This window comes from Cupriavidus sp. DB3 (assembly GCF_020418465.1).
Taxonomy (GTDB): Bacteria; Pseudomonadota; Gammaproteobacteria; order Burkholderiales; family Burkholderiaceae; genus Cupriavidus; species Cupriavidus cauae.
In genome coordinates this window covers 96,708-112,500 of the sequence record NZ_JAIZPL010000009.1, presented here as the reverse complement: position 1 = coordinate 112,500, position 15,793 = coordinate 96,708, and the positions used below count along the sequence as shown (strand labels likewise).

The 15,793-nt window shown below is 68.3% G+C and carries 18 protein-coding genes (1 of these 18 running past the window's edge); 17 read left to right on the top strand and 1 reads right to left on the bottom strand.

Annotated features, from left to right (window positions below):
* On the bottom strand, nt 1–179 hold the 5' end (the start) of the coding sequence (locus tag K7G19_RS23935; RefSeq protein ID WP_226109502.1) for a GNAT family N-acetyltransferase. 352 nt of this gene lie to the left of the window's left edge; only the first 179 of its 531 coding nucleotides appear in the window; it begins with the start codon at nt 177–179; the stop codon falls past the left edge of the window.
* Nucleotides 180–546: 367 nt separating this feature from the next.
* Here K7G19_RS23935 and K7G19_RS23930 point away from each other — a divergent pair, with 367 nt between their 5' ends.
* The 17 genes from K7G19_RS23930 to hisA all read left to right on the top strand — a co-directional run bounded on the left by K7G19_RS23930 (nt 547) and on the right by hisA (nt 15,759).
* Nucleotides 547–1,716, top strand: a complete 1,170-nt coding sequence (locus K7G19_RS23930) for a tripartite tricarboxylate transporter substrate binding protein (protein ID WP_226109500.1) — start codon at nt 547–549, stop codon at nt 1,714–1,716.
* A gap of 392 nt (nt 1,717–2,108) precedes the next feature.
* Complete coding sequence (locus K7G19_RS23925; protein ID WP_255650892.1) at nt 2,109–2,957, top strand: ABC transporter ATP-binding protein; 849 nt, start codon at nt 2,109–2,111, stop codon at nt 2,955–2,957.
* Nucleotides 2,957–3,745 (top strand): lipid asymmetry maintenance ABC transporter permease subunit MlaE, encoded by a 789-nt coding sequence (gene mlaE, locus K7G19_RS23920; RefSeq protein WP_226109498.1) that lies wholly within the window; start codon nt 2,957–2,959, stop codon nt 3,743–3,745. The genes K7G19_RS23925 and mlaE overlap by 1 nt, the downstream gene beginning before the upstream one ends.
* A 49-nt stretch (nt 3,746–3,794) precedes the next feature.
* On the top strand, nt 3,795–4,274 hold the full coding sequence (gene mlaD, locus K7G19_RS23915; protein ID WP_006575761.1) for an outer membrane lipid asymmetry maintenance protein MlaD: 480 nt from the start codon (nt 3,795–3,797) through the stop codon (nt 4,272–4,274).
* Complete coding sequence (locus K7G19_RS23910) at nt 4,271–5,104, top strand: VacJ family lipoprotein (protein WP_149319719.1); 834 nt, start codon at nt 4,271–4,273, stop codon at nt 5,102–5,104. Before mlaD ends, K7G19_RS23910 begins: the two co-directional genes overlap by 4 nt.
* A 229-nt stretch (nt 5,105–5,333) precedes the next feature.
* Nucleotides 5,334–5,957 (top strand): phospholipid-binding protein MlaC, encoded by a 624-nt coding sequence (locus K7G19_RS23905; RefSeq protein ID WP_149319718.1) that lies wholly within the window; start codon nt 5,334–5,336, stop codon nt 5,955–5,957.
* Nucleotides 5,958–6,026: 69 nt separating this feature from the next.
* Nucleotides 6,027–6,530 (top strand): lipid asymmetry maintenance protein MlaB, encoded by a 504-nt coding sequence (locus K7G19_RS25140; RefSeq protein ID WP_370639595.1) that lies wholly within the window; start codon nt 6,027–6,029, stop codon nt 6,528–6,530.
* Between the two features lie 301 nt (nt 6,531–6,831).
* Complete coding sequence (locus tag K7G19_RS23895; RefSeq protein ID WP_226109496.1) at nt 6,832–7,881, top strand: ABC transporter ATP-binding protein; 1,050 nt, start codon at nt 6,832–6,834, stop codon at nt 7,879–7,881.
* Between the two features lie 77 nt (nt 7,882–7,958).
* Nucleotides 7,959–8,729: an ABC transporter permease gene (locus K7G19_RS23890; RefSeq protein WP_149319765.1), complete on the top strand. Its 771-nt coding sequence runs from the start codon at nt 7,959–7,961 to the stop codon at nt 8,727–8,729.
* Between the two features lie 67 nt (nt 8,730–8,796).
* Entirely contained in the window at nt 8,797–9,069 is a 273-nt protein-coding gene (locus K7G19_RS23885; protein ID WP_149319715.1) for a BolA family protein, read from the top strand.
* A 16-nt stretch (nt 9,070–9,085) separates the two neighbouring features.
* Nucleotides 9,086–10,339 (top strand): UDP-N-acetylglucosamine 1-carboxyvinyltransferase, encoded by a 1,254-nt coding sequence (gene murA, locus K7G19_RS23880; protein ID WP_149319714.1) that lies wholly within the window; start codon nt 9,086–9,088, stop codon nt 10,337–10,339.
* Between the two features lie 15 nt (nt 10,340–10,354).
* Entirely contained in the window at nt 10,355–11,017 is a 663-nt protein-coding gene (gene hisG, locus K7G19_RS23875) for an ATP phosphoribosyltransferase (protein ID WP_149319713.1), read from the top strand.
* A 31-nt stretch (nt 11,018–11,048) separates the two neighbouring features.
* A complete protein-coding gene (gene hisD, locus K7G19_RS23870; RefSeq protein WP_149319712.1) occupies nt 11,049–12,377 on the top strand; it encodes a histidinol dehydrogenase in 1,329 nt (442 codons plus the stop codon).
* A 54-nt stretch (nt 12,378–12,431) separates the two neighbouring features.
* On the top strand, nt 12,432–13,532 hold the full coding sequence (hisC, locus tag K7G19_RS23865; protein WP_226109494.1) for a histidinol-phosphate transaminase: 1,101 nt from the start codon (nt 12,432–12,434) through the stop codon (nt 13,530–13,532).
* A 4-nt stretch (nt 13,533–13,536) separates the two neighbouring features.
* Nucleotides 13,537–14,124, top strand: a complete 588-nt coding sequence (hisB, locus tag K7G19_RS23860) for an imidazoleglycerol-phosphate dehydratase HisB (protein ID WP_006575772.1) — start codon at nt 13,537–13,539, stop codon at nt 14,122–14,124.
* Nucleotides 14,125–14,268: 144 nt separating this feature from the next.
* On the top strand, nt 14,269–14,922 hold the full coding sequence (gene hisH, locus K7G19_RS23855; protein WP_149319710.1) for an imidazole glycerol phosphate synthase subunit HisH: 654 nt from the start codon (nt 14,269–14,271) through the stop codon (nt 14,920–14,922).
* Nucleotides 14,923–15,012: 90 nt separating this feature from the next.
* Complete coding sequence (gene hisA / locus K7G19_RS23850) at nt 15,013–15,759, top strand: 1-(5-phosphoribosyl)-5-[(5-phosphoribosylamino)methylideneamino]imidazole-4-carboxamide isomerase (protein ID WP_149319709.1); 747 nt, start codon at nt 15,013–15,015, stop codon at nt 15,757–15,759.
* The last annotated feature ends 34 nt before the right edge of the window (nt 15,760–15,793 follow it).

Genomic DNA, 15,793 nt, shown 5'->3' with positions numbered 1-15,793 from the left:
GCGAGCCGGCGCGGCGCCCCGGCGTGCGCGGCGACCCAGCACAGCGCCGGCGCCAGCGCCAGGCGGCTGGCCAGCACGTCGGCCGATTCGATCAGTTCGGGGCGGTAGCACTGCGCCTGCACTGCCAGCACATCGGGCAGATCGGCCGCCGCCATCGGCCGCAACAGGAATTCGGACATGGCGCGGATTATAGGGCTCGGCAATCGGCGAGCCGCTTTGCAATGGACGACCGGTCCGCAACGGTCAACGCTTCGTACAAGGGACCGCTCCGCAACAGGGACCACTCCGCAACAGGGACCACTCGGCAACAGGGACCACTCCGCAACAGGGGCCACTCCGGAACAGGGGACCACTCCGCAACAGGGGACCACTCCGCAACCAGGCGGCCGCCCGATGTGCGTCGGGGTTGACCCGGCTATGGTTAACGCGGTCTGTGCTCGCCGGAACCGACTCCGTACAATCGTCCACAGCAAGAACAACGCTGCCTCGCTCACCCCTGTCTGCCAATCCAGGCGCCCCGCCAGCGCGGCGCCCCGGAGGATCTCGATGCCCGAAGTACGCATGCTTGCGCGGCTTTGGCGAGGTAAGGCGACGTTGCACTTCCCCGCCGTGACGGCGACCGGCGCGCGCACCGCGCGGCCGGGCGCGGCTTCCGGCCCCGGGCGCGCGGCGGTCATGATGTGCCTTCTGTCGGCTCTCCTCGGCCCGGCCAGCGACGCGCTGGCCGCACCCCCGGTCGCGCGATCCGCCGCGCCATCCAGCGCGCCCGCCACCGCGCAATCTGCGGCGCCATCCTCCGCCGCACGCTCCGCCCCGATGTCGTTCCCCGCCCGCCCATTGCGGCTGGTCGTGCCGTTTCCCGCCGGCGGCGTGCCGGACGCCATCGCCCGCACGCTGGCCGAGAAGCTGACCGCCAAGCTGGGCGTGCCGGTCGAGGTCGACAACCGTCCCAGCGCCAATGGCACCACCGCCGGCGACGTGGTCGCCAAGGCCAGCTCCGACGGCCACACGCTGCTGCTGCACCAGTCCACCATGCTGATCCAGTCCGGCGTGGAGCCGCTGCCCTACGATGTGGTGCGCGACTTCACGCCGGTGGCGCGGGTCGCGGCGATGCCGCTGTTCCTGGTGATCGACGCGCGGCTGCCGATCCGCACGGCGCAGCAGTGGCTGGCGGCGGTGCGCGCCAACCCGGGTGCCTACAGCGTCGGCACGGCGCAGGCCGGCACCCCGGCCCATCTGTATGCGGAATACGCGGTGCGCGGCATCCCCAATGGCGTGCCGCTGGTGACTGCCAAGGGCGAGGCGGCCCTGGTGCAGGAGATGCTGGCCGGCCGCATCAGTGCCTGCTTCTGCAACTTCGCGGCGGTCCAGCAGCATGTGCGCGAGGGCACCCTGCGGCTGCTCGGCGTGGCCGGCTCGGCGCGTTCGTCGCTGGCGCCCGGCGTGCCGACACTGCACGAGAGTGGACTCGACGGCTACGGCGCGGGGCCGTGGCTGGGCGTGCTGGCGCCCGCCAAGACCCCGCGCGCGATCGTGGCGAAGCTGGCCACGGTGCTCGACGAGGTGGTGCGCGAGGGGGACGTCGCGCGCCGGCTGGAATCGGTAGGGCTGACGCCGCTGCGCGACTCGCCCGAGGCCTTCGCCACCTCGATCCGCTCGGAATCGATCCAGTGGCAGGTGATCCTGCGGCAGGCCGGCGGACCGGTCGAACCTTGAGTCTCCTCCCACGGCCGGCGTTGCGGGGAAGGGCATCAGCGGAAGGGCGTCAGCGACAAGGGCGTCAACTGGGAGGGCGTCAACTGGGAGGGCGTCAACTGGGAGGGCGTCAACTGGGAGGGCGTCAACTGGAAGGGCGTCAACTGGAAGGGCGTCAACTGGAAGGGCGTCAACTGGAAGGGCGTCAACTGGAAGGGCGCCAACTGGGAGGCGTCAACTGGGAGGCGTCAACTGGGAGGGCGCCGGGCCGCGGGGCACTGCCATGCCCTGGCCCGGAACGCAACCGATTCCGCTTCGTCGCCCGATAGCGCACGTCGCGCCGCGTTGCAGCATTTCATCGCGGGCGCATTGCCCGGCACGCGCCCGGACGAGTATAGGTATTAGCACTTATAATGCCGACCGTCCCTAGCGATGCCAACGTGACTGAAACCACACCCAACCTCGTCGAGCTGCAAGCGGTCGACTTCGCCTATGCGGCGGGCGGCAAGCCCATCCTGTCGGGCCTGTCCATGCGGATTCCGCGTGGCAAGGTCGTCGCGGTCATGGGCGGCTCCGGCTGCGGCAAGACCACCGTGCTGCGGCTGATCGGCGGCCAGGTCCGGCCGCAGCGCGGCCATGTCCGCTTCGACGGCGCCGATATCCCGGCGCTGGACCGCGCCGGCCTGTATGCGGCGCGGCGGCAGATGGGGATGCTGTTCCAGTTCGGCGCGCTGTTTACCGACCTGTCGGTGTTCGACAACGTCGCCTTCCCGCTGCGCGAACACACCGACCTGCCCGAGTCGATGATCCGCGACCTGGTGCTGATGAAGCTCAACGCGGTGGGCCTGCGCGGGGCGCGCGACCTGATGCCCGCGCAGATCTCGGGGGGCATGGCGCGCCGCGTGGCGCTGGCCCGGGCCATCGCGCTGGACCCCTCGCTGCTGATGTACGACGAGCCCTTTGCCGGGCTCGATCCGATTTCGCTGGGCCTGACCGCGCGGCTGATCCGCACGCTGAACGACGCGCTCGGCGCCACCACGATCATCGTGTCGCACGACGTGCACGAGACCTTCCAGATCGCCGACTACGTGTATTTCATCGCCGAAGGCCGCATCGCGGCGGAAGGGGAGCCCGAGGCGCTGCGCGCCTCGACCGATCCCTTCGTCCACCAGTTCGTGCATGCCGAGGCCGACGGCCCGGTGCCGTTCCACTACGGCGGGCCGTCGCTCGCCGAGGACTTCGTCGGCGGGGCGGGGCGGTGATGGGCGCGCTCTACAACGCCATCGCGATGATCGGCTCGGCGGTGCGCCAGAGCGTCGAGGGCCTGGGCATGGCCACGCGCATGTTCTTCGCGATGCTGGCGATGTCGCCGTCGATGCTGCGCCGCTTCCGGCTGGTGTCGGACCAGATCTTCTTCGTCGGCAACCTGTCGCTGGTGATCATCGCCGTGTCCGGGTTGTTCGTCGGCTTCGTGCTCGGCCTGCAGGGCTACTACACGCTGAACCGCTACGGCTCCGAGCAGGCGCTAGGGCTGCTGGTGGCGCTGTCGCTGGTGCGCGAGCTGGGGCCGGTGGTGACCGCGCTGCTGTTCGCGGGGCGCGCCGGCACTTCGCTGACCGCCGAGATCGGCCTGATGAAGGCGGGCGAGCAGCTGACCGCGATGGAAATGATGGCGGTGAACCCGCTGCAGCGCGTGGTCGCGCCGCGCTTCTGGGCGGGCGTGATCGCGATGCCGGTGCTGGCGGCGATCTTCAGCGCGGTCGGCATCCTGGGCGGCTACATCGTCGGCGTGCAGCTGATCGGCGTCGACGCCGGCGCCTTCTGGTCGCAGATGCAGGGCGGCGTCGATGTGCGCGACGACGTGCTGAACGGCGTCATCAAGAGCTTTATCTTCGGCATTGCCGTGACGTTTATCGCCTTGTACCAGGGCTACGAGGCCAAGCCGACGCCCGAGGGCGTGTCGCGCGCCACCACCCGCACCGTGGTGATCGCGTCGCTCGCCGTGCTGGGGCTCGATTTCCTGCTGACGGCGCTGATGTTCAGTACCTGAGCCCCGCATGGGCGCCGTCGCATCCCGCTGGTTGAACTAGAGAATTCCGATGAGAAAGAACGCACTCGATTTCTGGGTGGGGCTGTTCGTGGTGGCCGGCTTCGTGGCCCTGCTGTTCCTCGCGCTGAAGGCCGGGAACATGAGCGCCTTCACCTTCGAGGACACCTACACCGTGCAGGCCCGCTTCGACAATATCGGCGGGCTGAAGGCACGTGCTCCGGTAAAGAGCGCCGGCGTGGTGGTGGGCCGCGTCGCGCAGATCAGCTTCGACGACAAGAACTACCAGGCCACGGTGACGATGCACCTGGAGCAGCGCTACCAGTTTCCCAAGGACACGTCGGCCAAGATCCTGACGTCGGGGCTGCTGGGTGAGCAATACATCGGCCTCGAAGCGGGCGGCGATACCGCCATGCTGGCCGACGGCGCGCGGATCACGATGACCCAGTCGGCCGTGGTGCTGGAGAATTTGATCGGGCAGTTCCTATACAACAAGGCGGCCGACGCGGGCGGCACGGGAGCGGAGAAATGAGGGGTTCGGGAGTTCACGGGCGCTGGCTGCTGGCCGGCGCGATGGCGGTCGCCCTGGCGGGCTGCGCGACGGGGCCGGACGCCAATCCGCGCGACCCGCTCGAGCCGTTCAACCGCGAAGTCAACAAGATCAACGAGGACTTCGACAAGGGCGTGATGCGCCCGATCGCCGAGGTCTATGCCGACTACGTGCCGTCGCCGGTGCGCACCGCGGTCAGCAACGTGTTCTCCAACGTCAGCGACGTCTACTCGGCGCTGAACAACCTGCTGCAGGGCAAGCCGACGCGCTTCGCCGAGGACACCATGCGGGTGGCGATCAACACCGTGCTGGGCATCGGCGGCCTGATCGACATCGCCACGCCGGCCGGCCTGCCCAAGTACAAGGAAGACTTCGGCCAGACGCTGGGCGTGTGGGGCGTGCCGCCCGGCCCGTACCTGGTGCTGCCGCTGTTCGGTCCGAGCACGGTGCGCGACACCGGCGGCATGCTGGTCGACCGGCAGGCCGACCCGTCGGCCTACCTGCATCCGGTCTGGATGCGCAATACGCTGATCGGCGTGCGCGTGGTCAGCGCCCGCGCCGAGCTGCTGGGCGCCAGCAGCCTGGTCGAGATGGCCGCGCTGGACCGCTACTCGTTCATGCGCGACGCCTATCTGCAGCGCCGCGAGTACCTGGTCTACGACGGCAATCCGCCGGACCGCGAGGACGATGGCGTCGACGGCGACGCCAAGCCGACGCCCCCGAGCTCCGGTTCGGGCGAAAGCCTGCCCGGCCAGACCATGCCGGTGCCGCCGGTGGCGCCGTCGCTGTCGCCCGGGCGGCTTGGCCTGTGAGGGATTGCTGAACACCGACGCTGACCCTGACGCTGGGAGGCGCCGGCGTCACTGCGGTCGACGGGCGGCCCGCCGGCTTTGTGAGCGCCCGGTCACCGCTGCAACAAACTGTGATAACCGGTGCCAGCGCCCCGCGCCCCCGGCACCATGAACTTGCCCGGGGTGCGCGCTCTCCAACTCAACGCACCCCCCGCCGCCCCCGGCGGAACAAGATAGACAAGGAAAAACCATGTTCAAGCGACTGTTGCTTCCCTTCATCGCCGCCTTCGCCATGGCCGGCGCGGCCATGGCCCAGAGCCCGGACACCTCGACCCCGGACGGCCTGATCAAGGCGCTGGTGGACGACGTGATGGCCACCGTCAAGGCCGACAAGGAAATGCAGGCCGGCAGCATCCCCAAGATCACCGCGCTGGTCGAGCAGAAGATCCTGCCGAACGCCAACTTCCAGAAGACCACGCAGATCGCGATGGGCCGCAACTGGGCGAAGGCGACGCCGGAGCAGCAGAAGCAGATCGTCGAGGAATTCAAGATGCTGCTGATCCGCACCTATGCGGGCGCCGTCTCCCAGATCCGCGACCAGACCGTGCAGTTCCGCCCGTTCCGCGCGGCGCCGGAAGACACCGAGGTCACCGTGCGCACCCAGGTCATCAACAAGGGCGAGCCGATCCAGATGGACTACCGCCTGGAGAAGACGCCGCAGGGCTGGAAGGTCTACGACATCAACGTGCTGGGCGCCTGGCTGACCGAAGCCTACAAGGGCAGCTTCAACACGATCGCCAGCCAGCAGGGTATCGAAGGCGTGATCAAGACCCTGCAGGACCGCAACCGCCAGCTGGCCAGCGCGAAGGGCTAAGCCGGCTAAGCCAGCAGAGCAAGTCGAGCCCTGGCGCGGCTGCCATGCCGTGACGACGCGGCGCAGCACGTGGATGCTGCGCCGCGTTACAATGCCGGCTCGGTGCGCAAGCTTCACCCGCACCGGCCGTTTTGCCCCGACCAAGCCCCTTACCGACCGACCGCCTCGATGCTTTCACTCGGAACCTCGCTGACCAACCGCAACGCCGCCGCCGTGCTGCGCGATGCGGCCGCGCGCGTCGCGCAAGGGGAAGCGCAGGTCGATTGCAGCGCGCTCGGACAGGTCGATTCGTCGGCGGTGGCCGTGATGCTGGCGCTGCATCGCGATGCCAGCGCGCGCGGCCGGACCCTGGCGTTCGTCGGCGTGCCGCAGCAACTGGCCGCGCTCGCCAGCCTGTACGGGGTCGATACGCTGCTGGCGCTGTCGCCGCAGGACCCGGCATCGGTGCCGGCGCAAGCGGTTGCCGACACTGCGGCCGACATTGCGGCCGAACCTGTCGCCGAATCCAGGACCGAATCCGCGCCTGCTTCGGCCGCCGCCCCCCTCGAGCAAGCCGGCTTGCATCGACATTGAACCGGCATCCGCGGTGAGCGCGGGGCGATGGCCCGCGCCGGCACCGTCGCGATGCCTCGGCGCCGGCCGCCAGCCGACGCCGCGTCCCAAGCGAGGACCTCCTCGCATCCCCTATAATTCCGGGTTATTCGTTCGTCAGCACCGCCCGCGCGCCAACGCGCGATGCGCCTGCCACGCCGGCAGCCGGCAAGCCAGGCGGGCGACCAGTCCGGCAGCTGTATCACCCTCAGGCGGTCCCCGCCATTTCCAGGAGCCCGGCGCGGCAGCGCGACGCTCGCACGCCCGCCAGACGATATCGGCCATGAAAGCCATCGAAATCCAGGATGTCCGCAAGCGCTACCGCAATCTGCAGGCGCTCAAGGGCGTCAGCTTCAGCGTCGAGCGCGGCGAATTCTTCGGCCTGCTCGGCCCCAACGGCGCGGGCAAGACCACGCTGATCTCGATCCTCGCCGGACTGAACCGGGCCGACTCGGGCCAGGTGCGCGTGCACGGCCACGACGTGGTCGGCGATTACCGGGTGGCGCGCCGCATGCTGGGCGTGGTGCCGCAGGAGCTGGTGTTCGATCCGTTCTTCACCGTGCGCGAGACGCTGCGGCTGCAGTCGGGCTATTTCGGCCTGACCCGCAACGACGACTGGATCGACGAGATCATGGCCAACCTGGACCTGACCGACAAGGCCGACGCCAACATGCGGCAGCTGTCGGGCGGCATGAAGCGCCGCGTGCTGGTCGCGCAGGCGCTGGTGCATCGTCCGCCGGTGATCGTGCTGGACGAACCGACCGCGGGCGTCGACGTGGAGCTGCGCCAGACGCTGTGGAAATTCATCTCCCGGCTGAACCGCGAAGGTCATACCATCATCCTGACCACCCACTATCTGGAAGAGGCCGAGGCCCTGTGCGACCGCATCGCGATGCTCAAGTTCGGCGAGGTGGTAGCGCTGGACCGCACCAGCAGCCTGCTGAGCCAGTTCGCCGGCCTGCAACTGGTGCTGACGCTGTCGGCCGGCCGTCTGCCGGCCTCGCTGGAGCCGCTGCGGATGCCGTCCAATCCGGGCGAGCGCGCGATCCGGCTGCGGTTGTCCGGCTACCAGGTAGTCGAACCGATCCTCGCGGCCTGCCGCGAGGCGGGCTGCGAAATCGAAGACATGGAAATCAACAAGGCCGACCTCGAGGACGTATTCGTGCAGATCATGGGGAGAGAAGGGCGCAAGCCGGCTTCGCGTGACGCCGGAGCGGACCGCGACGCGGACAGGGACGCTGACGGCGGCGCGAGCGGCGACGGCGGCAAGCGCTCCGCGGCCCCGACCGAACCGGTCAATGCCACCCCTTCCTCGCTGGAGAGCCCGGTATGAAACATCCTGCCGGACTCGATCAGGCGCAACAGGACGCCCGTCACGGCGGGGGCGACGACAGCCGGCACCTGGCGCCGATGGCGGTGGGCGGCCTGGTGGGCTTTCGCACGCTGCTCTACAAGGAAGTGCTGCGCTTCTGGAAGGTCAGCTTCCAGACCGTGGCCGCGCCGGTGCTGACCGCGATCCTCTATCTGCTGATCTTCGGCCATGTGCTGGAGGACCGCGTCCGCGTCTACGACCAGATCAGCTACACCGCCTTCCTGGTGCCCGGGCTGGTGATGATGAGCATCCTGCAGAACGCGTTCGCCAACAGCTCGTCGTCGCTGATCCAGTCCAAGATCACCGGCAACCTGGTGTTCGTTCTGCTGCCGCCGCTGTCGCACTGGGAGATGTTTGGCGCCTACGTGACCGCCGCCATCGTGCGCGGGCTGGCGGTCGGCCTGGGCGTGCTGCTGGTGACGGTGTGGTTCGCCGACCTGCATGTGGCCAATGTCGCCTGGATCGTCGTCTTCGCGCTGCTCGGCGCCGGCATGCTGGGCACGCTGGGCCTGATCGCCGGCATCTGGGCCGAGAAGTTCGACCAGCTGGCCGCCTTCCAGAATTTCCTGATCATGCCGGCGACCTTCCTGTCCGGCGTGTTTTATTCGATCCACTCGCTGCCCGCGTTCTGGCAGACGGTGTCGCACGCCAACCCGTTCTTCTACATGATCGACGGGTTCCGCCATGGCTTCTTCGGCGTCTCCGACGTGTCGCCGTGGTTCAGCCTGGCCGTGGTGGCGAGCGCCTTCGCGGTCGTCGCGGCCATCGCGCTGCGGCTGCTGCAGACCGGCTACAAGCTGCGGCACTGATCTTGCGAGACCAGGCCGGGCCGACAGGCGCGAGAGCGGGACGCACACAGACGAAACGAGATTCACCATGCTGCCTACACCGGAACAAGTCAGGGACTACATCGCCCAGGGGCTGCCCTGCGAACACCTCGAAGTGGAGGGCGACGGCCAGCACTTCTTCGCCACCATCGTCAGCGCCGAGTTCGAGGGCAAGCGGCTGATCCAGCGCCATCAGCGCGTCTATGCCGCGCTCGGCGACCGCATGCGGGCCGAGATCCACGCGCTGTCGATGAAGACGCTGACGCCGGCCGAATGGCAAGGCGGGCAGGGCGAACATGCCGGCCAGCCCGGCCAGCGCTGAGCGGCCGCGCATCCTCATGGATCAACTCGAAATCCACGGCAACGGACCGCTGCGCGGCGAAATCCGCGTCTCGGGGGCGAAGAACGCCGCCCTGCCGATCCTGTGCGCGAGCCTGCTGACGGCCGACACGCTGACCCTGGACAACGTGCCTGATCTGCAGGACGTGCGCACCATGCTGGCGCTGCTGCGCCAGATGGGCGTGCAGGTCGAGCAGGACGGCACGCACCTGACGCTGAACGCGGGCGCGATCCTCTCGCCCGAGGCGCCCTATGAAATGGTCAAGACCATGCGCGCGTCGATCCTGGTGCTCGGGCCGCTGGTCGCGCGCCTGGGCGAGGCGCGGGTATCGCTGCCCGGCGGCTGCGCCATCGGTGCGCGGCCGGTCGACCAGCACATCAAGGGCCTGCAGGCCATGGGCGCCGACATCGCGATCGAGCACGGCTTCATCCACGCGCGTGCGCGCCGGCTCAAGGGCGCGCGCATCGTCACGGACATGATCACGGTGACGGGCACCGAGAACCTGCTGATGGCGGCCACGCTGGCCGAGGGCGAGACCGTGCTGGAGAACGCGGCGCGCGAGCCCGAGGTCACCGACCTGGCCAACCTGCTGGTGAGCATGGGCGCCCGCATCGAGGGCATCGGCACCGACCGGCTGGTGATTCACGGCGTCGAGCGCCTGCACGGGGCCGAGCATCGCGTGATTGCCGATCGCATCGAGGCCGGCACGTTCCTGTGCGCCGCCGCGGCGACGCTGGGCGAGGTGGTGGTGCGCGATGTCCCGCCGGTCATTCTGGACGCGGTGCTCGACAAGCTGGTTGAAGCCGGTGCATCGATCGAGCGCGGCGCCGACTGGGTGCGGCTGTCGATGCGCCAGCGCCCACGGGCGGTCAGCTTTCGCACCTCCGAATACCCGGCCTTTCCGACCGACATGCAGGCGCAGTTCATGGCGCTCGATTGCGTGGCCGACGGCACGGCGCGGGTCACCGAGACGATCTTCGAGAACCGCTTCATGCATGTGCAGGAGTTGAACCGGCTCGGCGCCAATATCGCGGTCGAAGGCAATACCGCGGTGGTGACCGGCGTGCCGCGCCTGTCGGGCGCGCGCGTGATGGCGACCGATCTGCGCGCCTCGGCCAGCCTGGTGATTGCCGGCCTGATCGCCGACGGCGAAACGGTGATCGACCGCATCTACCACCTGGACCGCGGCTACGACCGCATGGAAGACAAGCTGTCCGCAGTCGGTGCGCGCATCCGCCGCATCGCCGGCTGACCCACGAACAAGACAATGAGCCCTTCTCCGAACCAGCTGACCCTGGCCCTATCCAAGGGCCGGATCTTTACCGAAACCATGCCGCTGCTGGCGGCCGCGGGCATCGAGGTCACCGAAGACCCGGAAACCTCGCGCAAGCTGATCCTGCCGACCACCGACCCGGACGTGCGCGTGATCATCGTGCGCGCCTCCGACGTGCCCACCTATGTGCAGTACGGCGCCGCCGACTTTGGCGTGGCGGGCAAGGACGTGCTGATGGAGCATGGGATGGCCGGCCTGTATGCGCCGATCGACCTGAATATCGCCCGCTGCCGCATGTCGGTGGCGGTGCCGGCGGGCTTCGACTATGTCCGCGCGGTACGGCAGGGGGCGCGGCTGGCGGTGGCGACCAAGTATGTACAGACCGCGCGCGAGCATTTCGCCAAGAAGGGCGTCCACGTCGATCTGATCAAGCTGTACGGCTCGATGGAGCTCGGTCCGCTGGTCGGGCTGGCCGATGCGATCGTCGACCTGGTCAGCACCGGCGGCACGCTGCGCGCCAACAATCTGGTGGAAGTCGAGGAGATCGTGCAGATCTCGTCGCGCCTGGTGATCAACCAGGCCGCGCTCAAGCTCAAGCGCGAGCGGCTGGCGCCGATCCTCGAAGCGTTTGAACGGGCCTCCGCGGCCGTGGCGTGATGCCATGGCCGACGGCCCGGGGAATGGAGTCATGAACGAACAAAGCCTGAACATCCGCCGACTGGACTCGGCCAGCACGGACTTCCCCGTGCGGCTGCGCCAGCTGCTGGCCTTCGAGGCCGGCGAGGACGAGGCCATCGAGCGCGCCGTTGCGCAGATCCTGGCCGACGTCAAGGTGCGCGGCGATGCCGCGGTGCTCGAATACACGATGCGCTTCGACCGTGTCGAAGCCGAATCGCTGGCCGCGCTGGAACTGTCGCCGGCCGAGATGGACGCCGCGCTCGAGGAGCTCGAGCCCAAACGCCGCGCCGCGCTCGAGGCGGCCGCGGCGCGCGTGCGCGCCTACCACGAGAAGCAGAAGATCGAATGCGGCAGCCATAGCTGGGAATACGCGGAGGCCGACGGCACCGTGCTCGGCCAGAAGGTGACGCCGCTCGATCGCGTCGGCCTCTATGTGCCGGGCGGCAAGGCGGCCTATCCGTCATCGGTGCTGATGAACGCGATTCCGGCCCGCGTCGCCGGCGTCAAGGAAGTGATCATGGTGGTGCCGACCCCGGGCGGCGTGCGCAACCCGCTGGTGCTGGCGGCCGCGGCGATCGCCGGCGTCGACCGCGTGTTCACCATCGGCGGTGCCCAGGCGGTCGGCGCGCTCGCATACGGTACCGAGACGCTGCCGCAGGTCGACAAGATCGTCGGCCCGGGCAACGCCTATGTCGCCGCGGCCAAGCGCCGCGTGTTCGGCACGGTCGGCATCGACATGATCGCCGGCCCGTCCGAGATCCTGGTGATCTGCGACGGCAGCACCGACCCGGACTGGGTCGCGATGGACCTGTTCTCGCAGGCCGAGCACGACGAGATGGCGCAGTCGATCCTGCTGTGCCCGGATTCCGGCTATCTGCTCAAGGTCGAGGACAGCATCCGCCGCCTGCTCGACGACATGCCGCGCCGCGACGTGATCGCGGCCTCGATCGGCGGCCGCGGCGCGCTGATCAAGGTACGCGACATGGACGAGGCCTGCGACATCGCCAACGCGATCGCGCCCGAGCACCTGGAGATCTCCGCGCTCAATCCGCGCCAGTGGGCCGAGAAGATCCGCCACGCCGGCGCGATCTTCCTGGGCCAGTTCACCAGCGAATCGCTGGGCGACTACTGCGCGGGCCCGAACCACGTGTTGCCGACCTCGCGCACCGCGCGCTTCTCGTCGCCGCTGGGCGTCTATGACTTCCAGAAGCGCTCGAGCCTGATCGAGGTCAGCGAGGCGGGCGCGCAGATGCTGGGCCAGATCGCCGCGGAACTTGCCTATGGCGAGGGCCTGCAGGCGCATGCCCGCAGCGCCGAATACCGCCTCAAGCGCAGTTGATTTGCCGGGGCGGCCCGCGTGCCGTCCCTTTACTCCCCAACCGAAGAGGAATCCATGTCAGCAGTCGAGCCTTCCCTGATCGAGCGAATCATCCGTGACGACGTCCGCGCCATGGGCGCCTATCACGTGGCCGATTCGCACGGTCTGATCAAGCTCGACGCGATGGAGAACCCGTACCAGCTGCCTGCGCCGCTGCGCGAGCAGCTCGGCAAGCGGTTGGCCGAGGTCGCGCTGAACCGCTATCCGGTGCCGACCAGCGAGGCGCTGCGCGCGCGCCTGAAGCACGTGATGGACGTGCCCGCCGGCATGGAGATCCTGCTCGGCAACGGCTCGGACGAGATCATCAGCATGCTGGCGCTGGCGGTCGCACGGCCGGGTGCCAAGGTGATGGCGCCCGTGCCCGGCTTCGTGATGTACGCGATGTCGGCCCAGTTCACCGGCCTCGAGTTCGTCGGCGTGCCGCTGCGCGCGGACTTCACGCTGGACCGCGCCGCGATGCTGGCCGCGATGGCCGAGCACAAGCCGGCGGTGATCTACCTCGCCTATCCGAACAATCCGACCGGCACGCTGTTCGACGAGCAGGACATGGAGGCGATCGTGCGCGCCGCGCAGGGCGAGGTCTGCCACAGCCTGGTGGTGGTCGACGAGGCCTACCAGCCGTTCGCGCAGCACAGCTGGATGCCGCGGCTGCCGGAGTTCGGCAATCTGCTGGTGATGCGCACCGTGTCGAAGCTGGGCCTGGCAGGCATCCGGCTCGGCTACCTGGCCGGCGATCCGGCCTGGCTCGCGCAGATCGACAAGGTGCGCCCGCCGTACAACGTCAACGTGCTGACCGAGGCGACGGCGCTGTTCGTGCTCGAGCATGTCGACGTGCTCGACGAACAGGCCGCGCAATTGCGTGCCGAACGCGCCAGCGTGGCCGCGGCGATGGCCGCGCATCCGGGCGTTACCGTGTTCCCCAGCGCCGGCAATTTCCTGCTGGTGCGCGTGCCCGATGCCGCGCGAATCTTCGATCGGCTGCTCGCGCGCAAGGTGCTGATCAAGAACGTGAGTAAAATGCACCCATTGCTGGCCAACTGTCTGCGCGTGACGGTCAGCACCCCCGAAGAAAATGCGCAGTTTCTCGAGGCGTTTGCCGCCTCGCTGCAGGATTAGCACCATGCGTGTTGCCGAGGTCACCCGCAATACCTCCGAGACCCAGATCCGCGTCGCGCTGAATCTGGACGGCACCGGACGCCAGCTGCTGGCTTCCGGCGTTCCCTTCCTGGACCACATGCTGGACCAGATCGCCCGCCATGGCATGTTCGACCTCGAGGTCGAGGCCAAGGGCGACACCCATATCGACGACCACCATACGGTCGAGGATGTGGGCATCACGCTGGGACAGGCGGTGGCCAAGGCCATCGGCGACAAGAAGGGCATCACCCGCTATGGGCACAGCTACGTGCCGCTCGATGAATGCCTGTCGCGCGTGGTGATCGATTTCTCGGGCCGCCCGGGGCTGGAGTTCCACGTGCCGTTCACCCGGGCGCGCGTCGGCAGCTTCGATGTCGACCTGACCATCGAGTTCTTCCGCGGCTTCGTCAATCATGCCGGCGTCACGCTGCATATCGACAATCTGCGCGGCATCAATGCCCACCATCAATGCGAAACGGTATTCAAGGCCTTCGGCCGGGCGCTGCGCATGGCGGTAGAGCTGGACCCGCGCGCGGCCAATACGATTCCGTCGACCAAGGGCACGCTCTGATTTCGATACCGGTCCGATGAAGGGCGGCGGGTTTTTCCTGCCGCCGCCCACGCCGACCGGTTTCTACCGATCTCTACCGGACTCCACCACCCTCCACCGTTTCCGAGGGGACGGCCACGCGATGCCACGGCCGTTTCCAACATCATGACTACGATTGCAATTGTGGATTACGGCATGGGCAACCTGCGCTCGGTGGCGCAGGCGCTGCGCCGTGCGGCGCCCGACGCCGATGTGCGCGTCGTCGATGCGCCCGAGGGCATCCGCGCCGCCGAGCGCGTGGTGCTGCCCGGCCAGGGCGCGATGCCCGACTGCATGGCGGCGCTCAATGCCTCGGGGCTGCGCGAGGCCGTGCTCGAGGCCGCGGCCAGCAAGCCGCTGCTGGGCGTGTGCGTTGGCGAACAGATGCTGTTCGAAGCGAGCAGGGAAAGTAGGGCCGGTGCGGACAGCACGCCATGCCTGGGCCTGATGCCGGGCGAGGTGGTCCGCTTCGAGCTCGACGGCATGACGCAGCCGGACGGCTCGCGCTACAAGGTGCCGCAGATGGGCTGGAACCGCGTTCGCCAGACCCGCCCGCATCCGCTGTGGCAGGGTATTCCCGATCAGAGCTGGTTCTATTTCGTCCACAGCTACTATGTGCAGCCGCGCGATTCCGCCCATACTGCCGGGGAAACCGAATATGGCGTCGTGTTTACCAGCGCGGTGGCCCGGGATAATATTTTTGCCACGCAGTTCCACCCGGAGAAAAGCGCCGCACTCGGCTTGCAGCTCTACCGGAATTTCGTGGACTGGAAGCCCTGATTCACCAAGCCGTTCGACGCAGGCAAGGCCGGGCCGGCAGCGCCGGTCCCGCCAGGACAACCTTTTTACTTCAACACGCTCGTCACGCTTATGTTGCTCATTCCGGCCATCGACCTGAAGGACGGTCAATGTGTACGCCTCAAACAAGGCGATATGGACCAGGCCACCGTCTTCTCCGAAGAGCCCGCCGCCATGGCACGACATTGGGTGGAACAGGGCGCGCGGCGTCTGCACCTGGTCGACCTGAACGGCGCCTTCGTCGGCAAGCCCCGCAATGAGGCCGCGATCAAGGCCATCATTGCCGAGGTCGGCGAAGAGATCCCGGTCCAGCTCGGCGGAGGCATCCGCGACCTGAACACGATCGAGCGGTGGCTGGACGACGGCCTGTCGTACATCATCATCGGGACCGCCGCGGTCAAGAATCCGGGCTTCCTGAAGGATGCATGCTCGGCGTTCGGCGGCCACATCATCGTCGGACTCGATGCCCGCGACGGCAAGGTCGCCACCGACGGCTGGAGCAAGCTGACCGGCCACGAGGTGATCGACCTGGCGCGCAAGTACGAGGACTACGGCGTCGAGGCGATCATCTACACCGACATCGGCCGCGACGGCATGCTGCAGGGCATCAACATCGATGCCACCGTCAAGCTGGCCCAGTCGGTGTCGATCCCGGTGATCGCCAGCGGCGGCCTGTCGAACATGAGCGATATCGACCGGCTGTGCTCGGTCGAGAGCGAAGGCGTCGAAGGGGTGATCTGCGGCCGCGCGATCTACTCCGGCGACCTGAATTTCGCGGACGCGCAGGCGCTCGCGGACAAACTCGGCGCCGGCCAGTAAGCCGTCGCCATTGCGCCCCGGGGGCGCTGCTGCC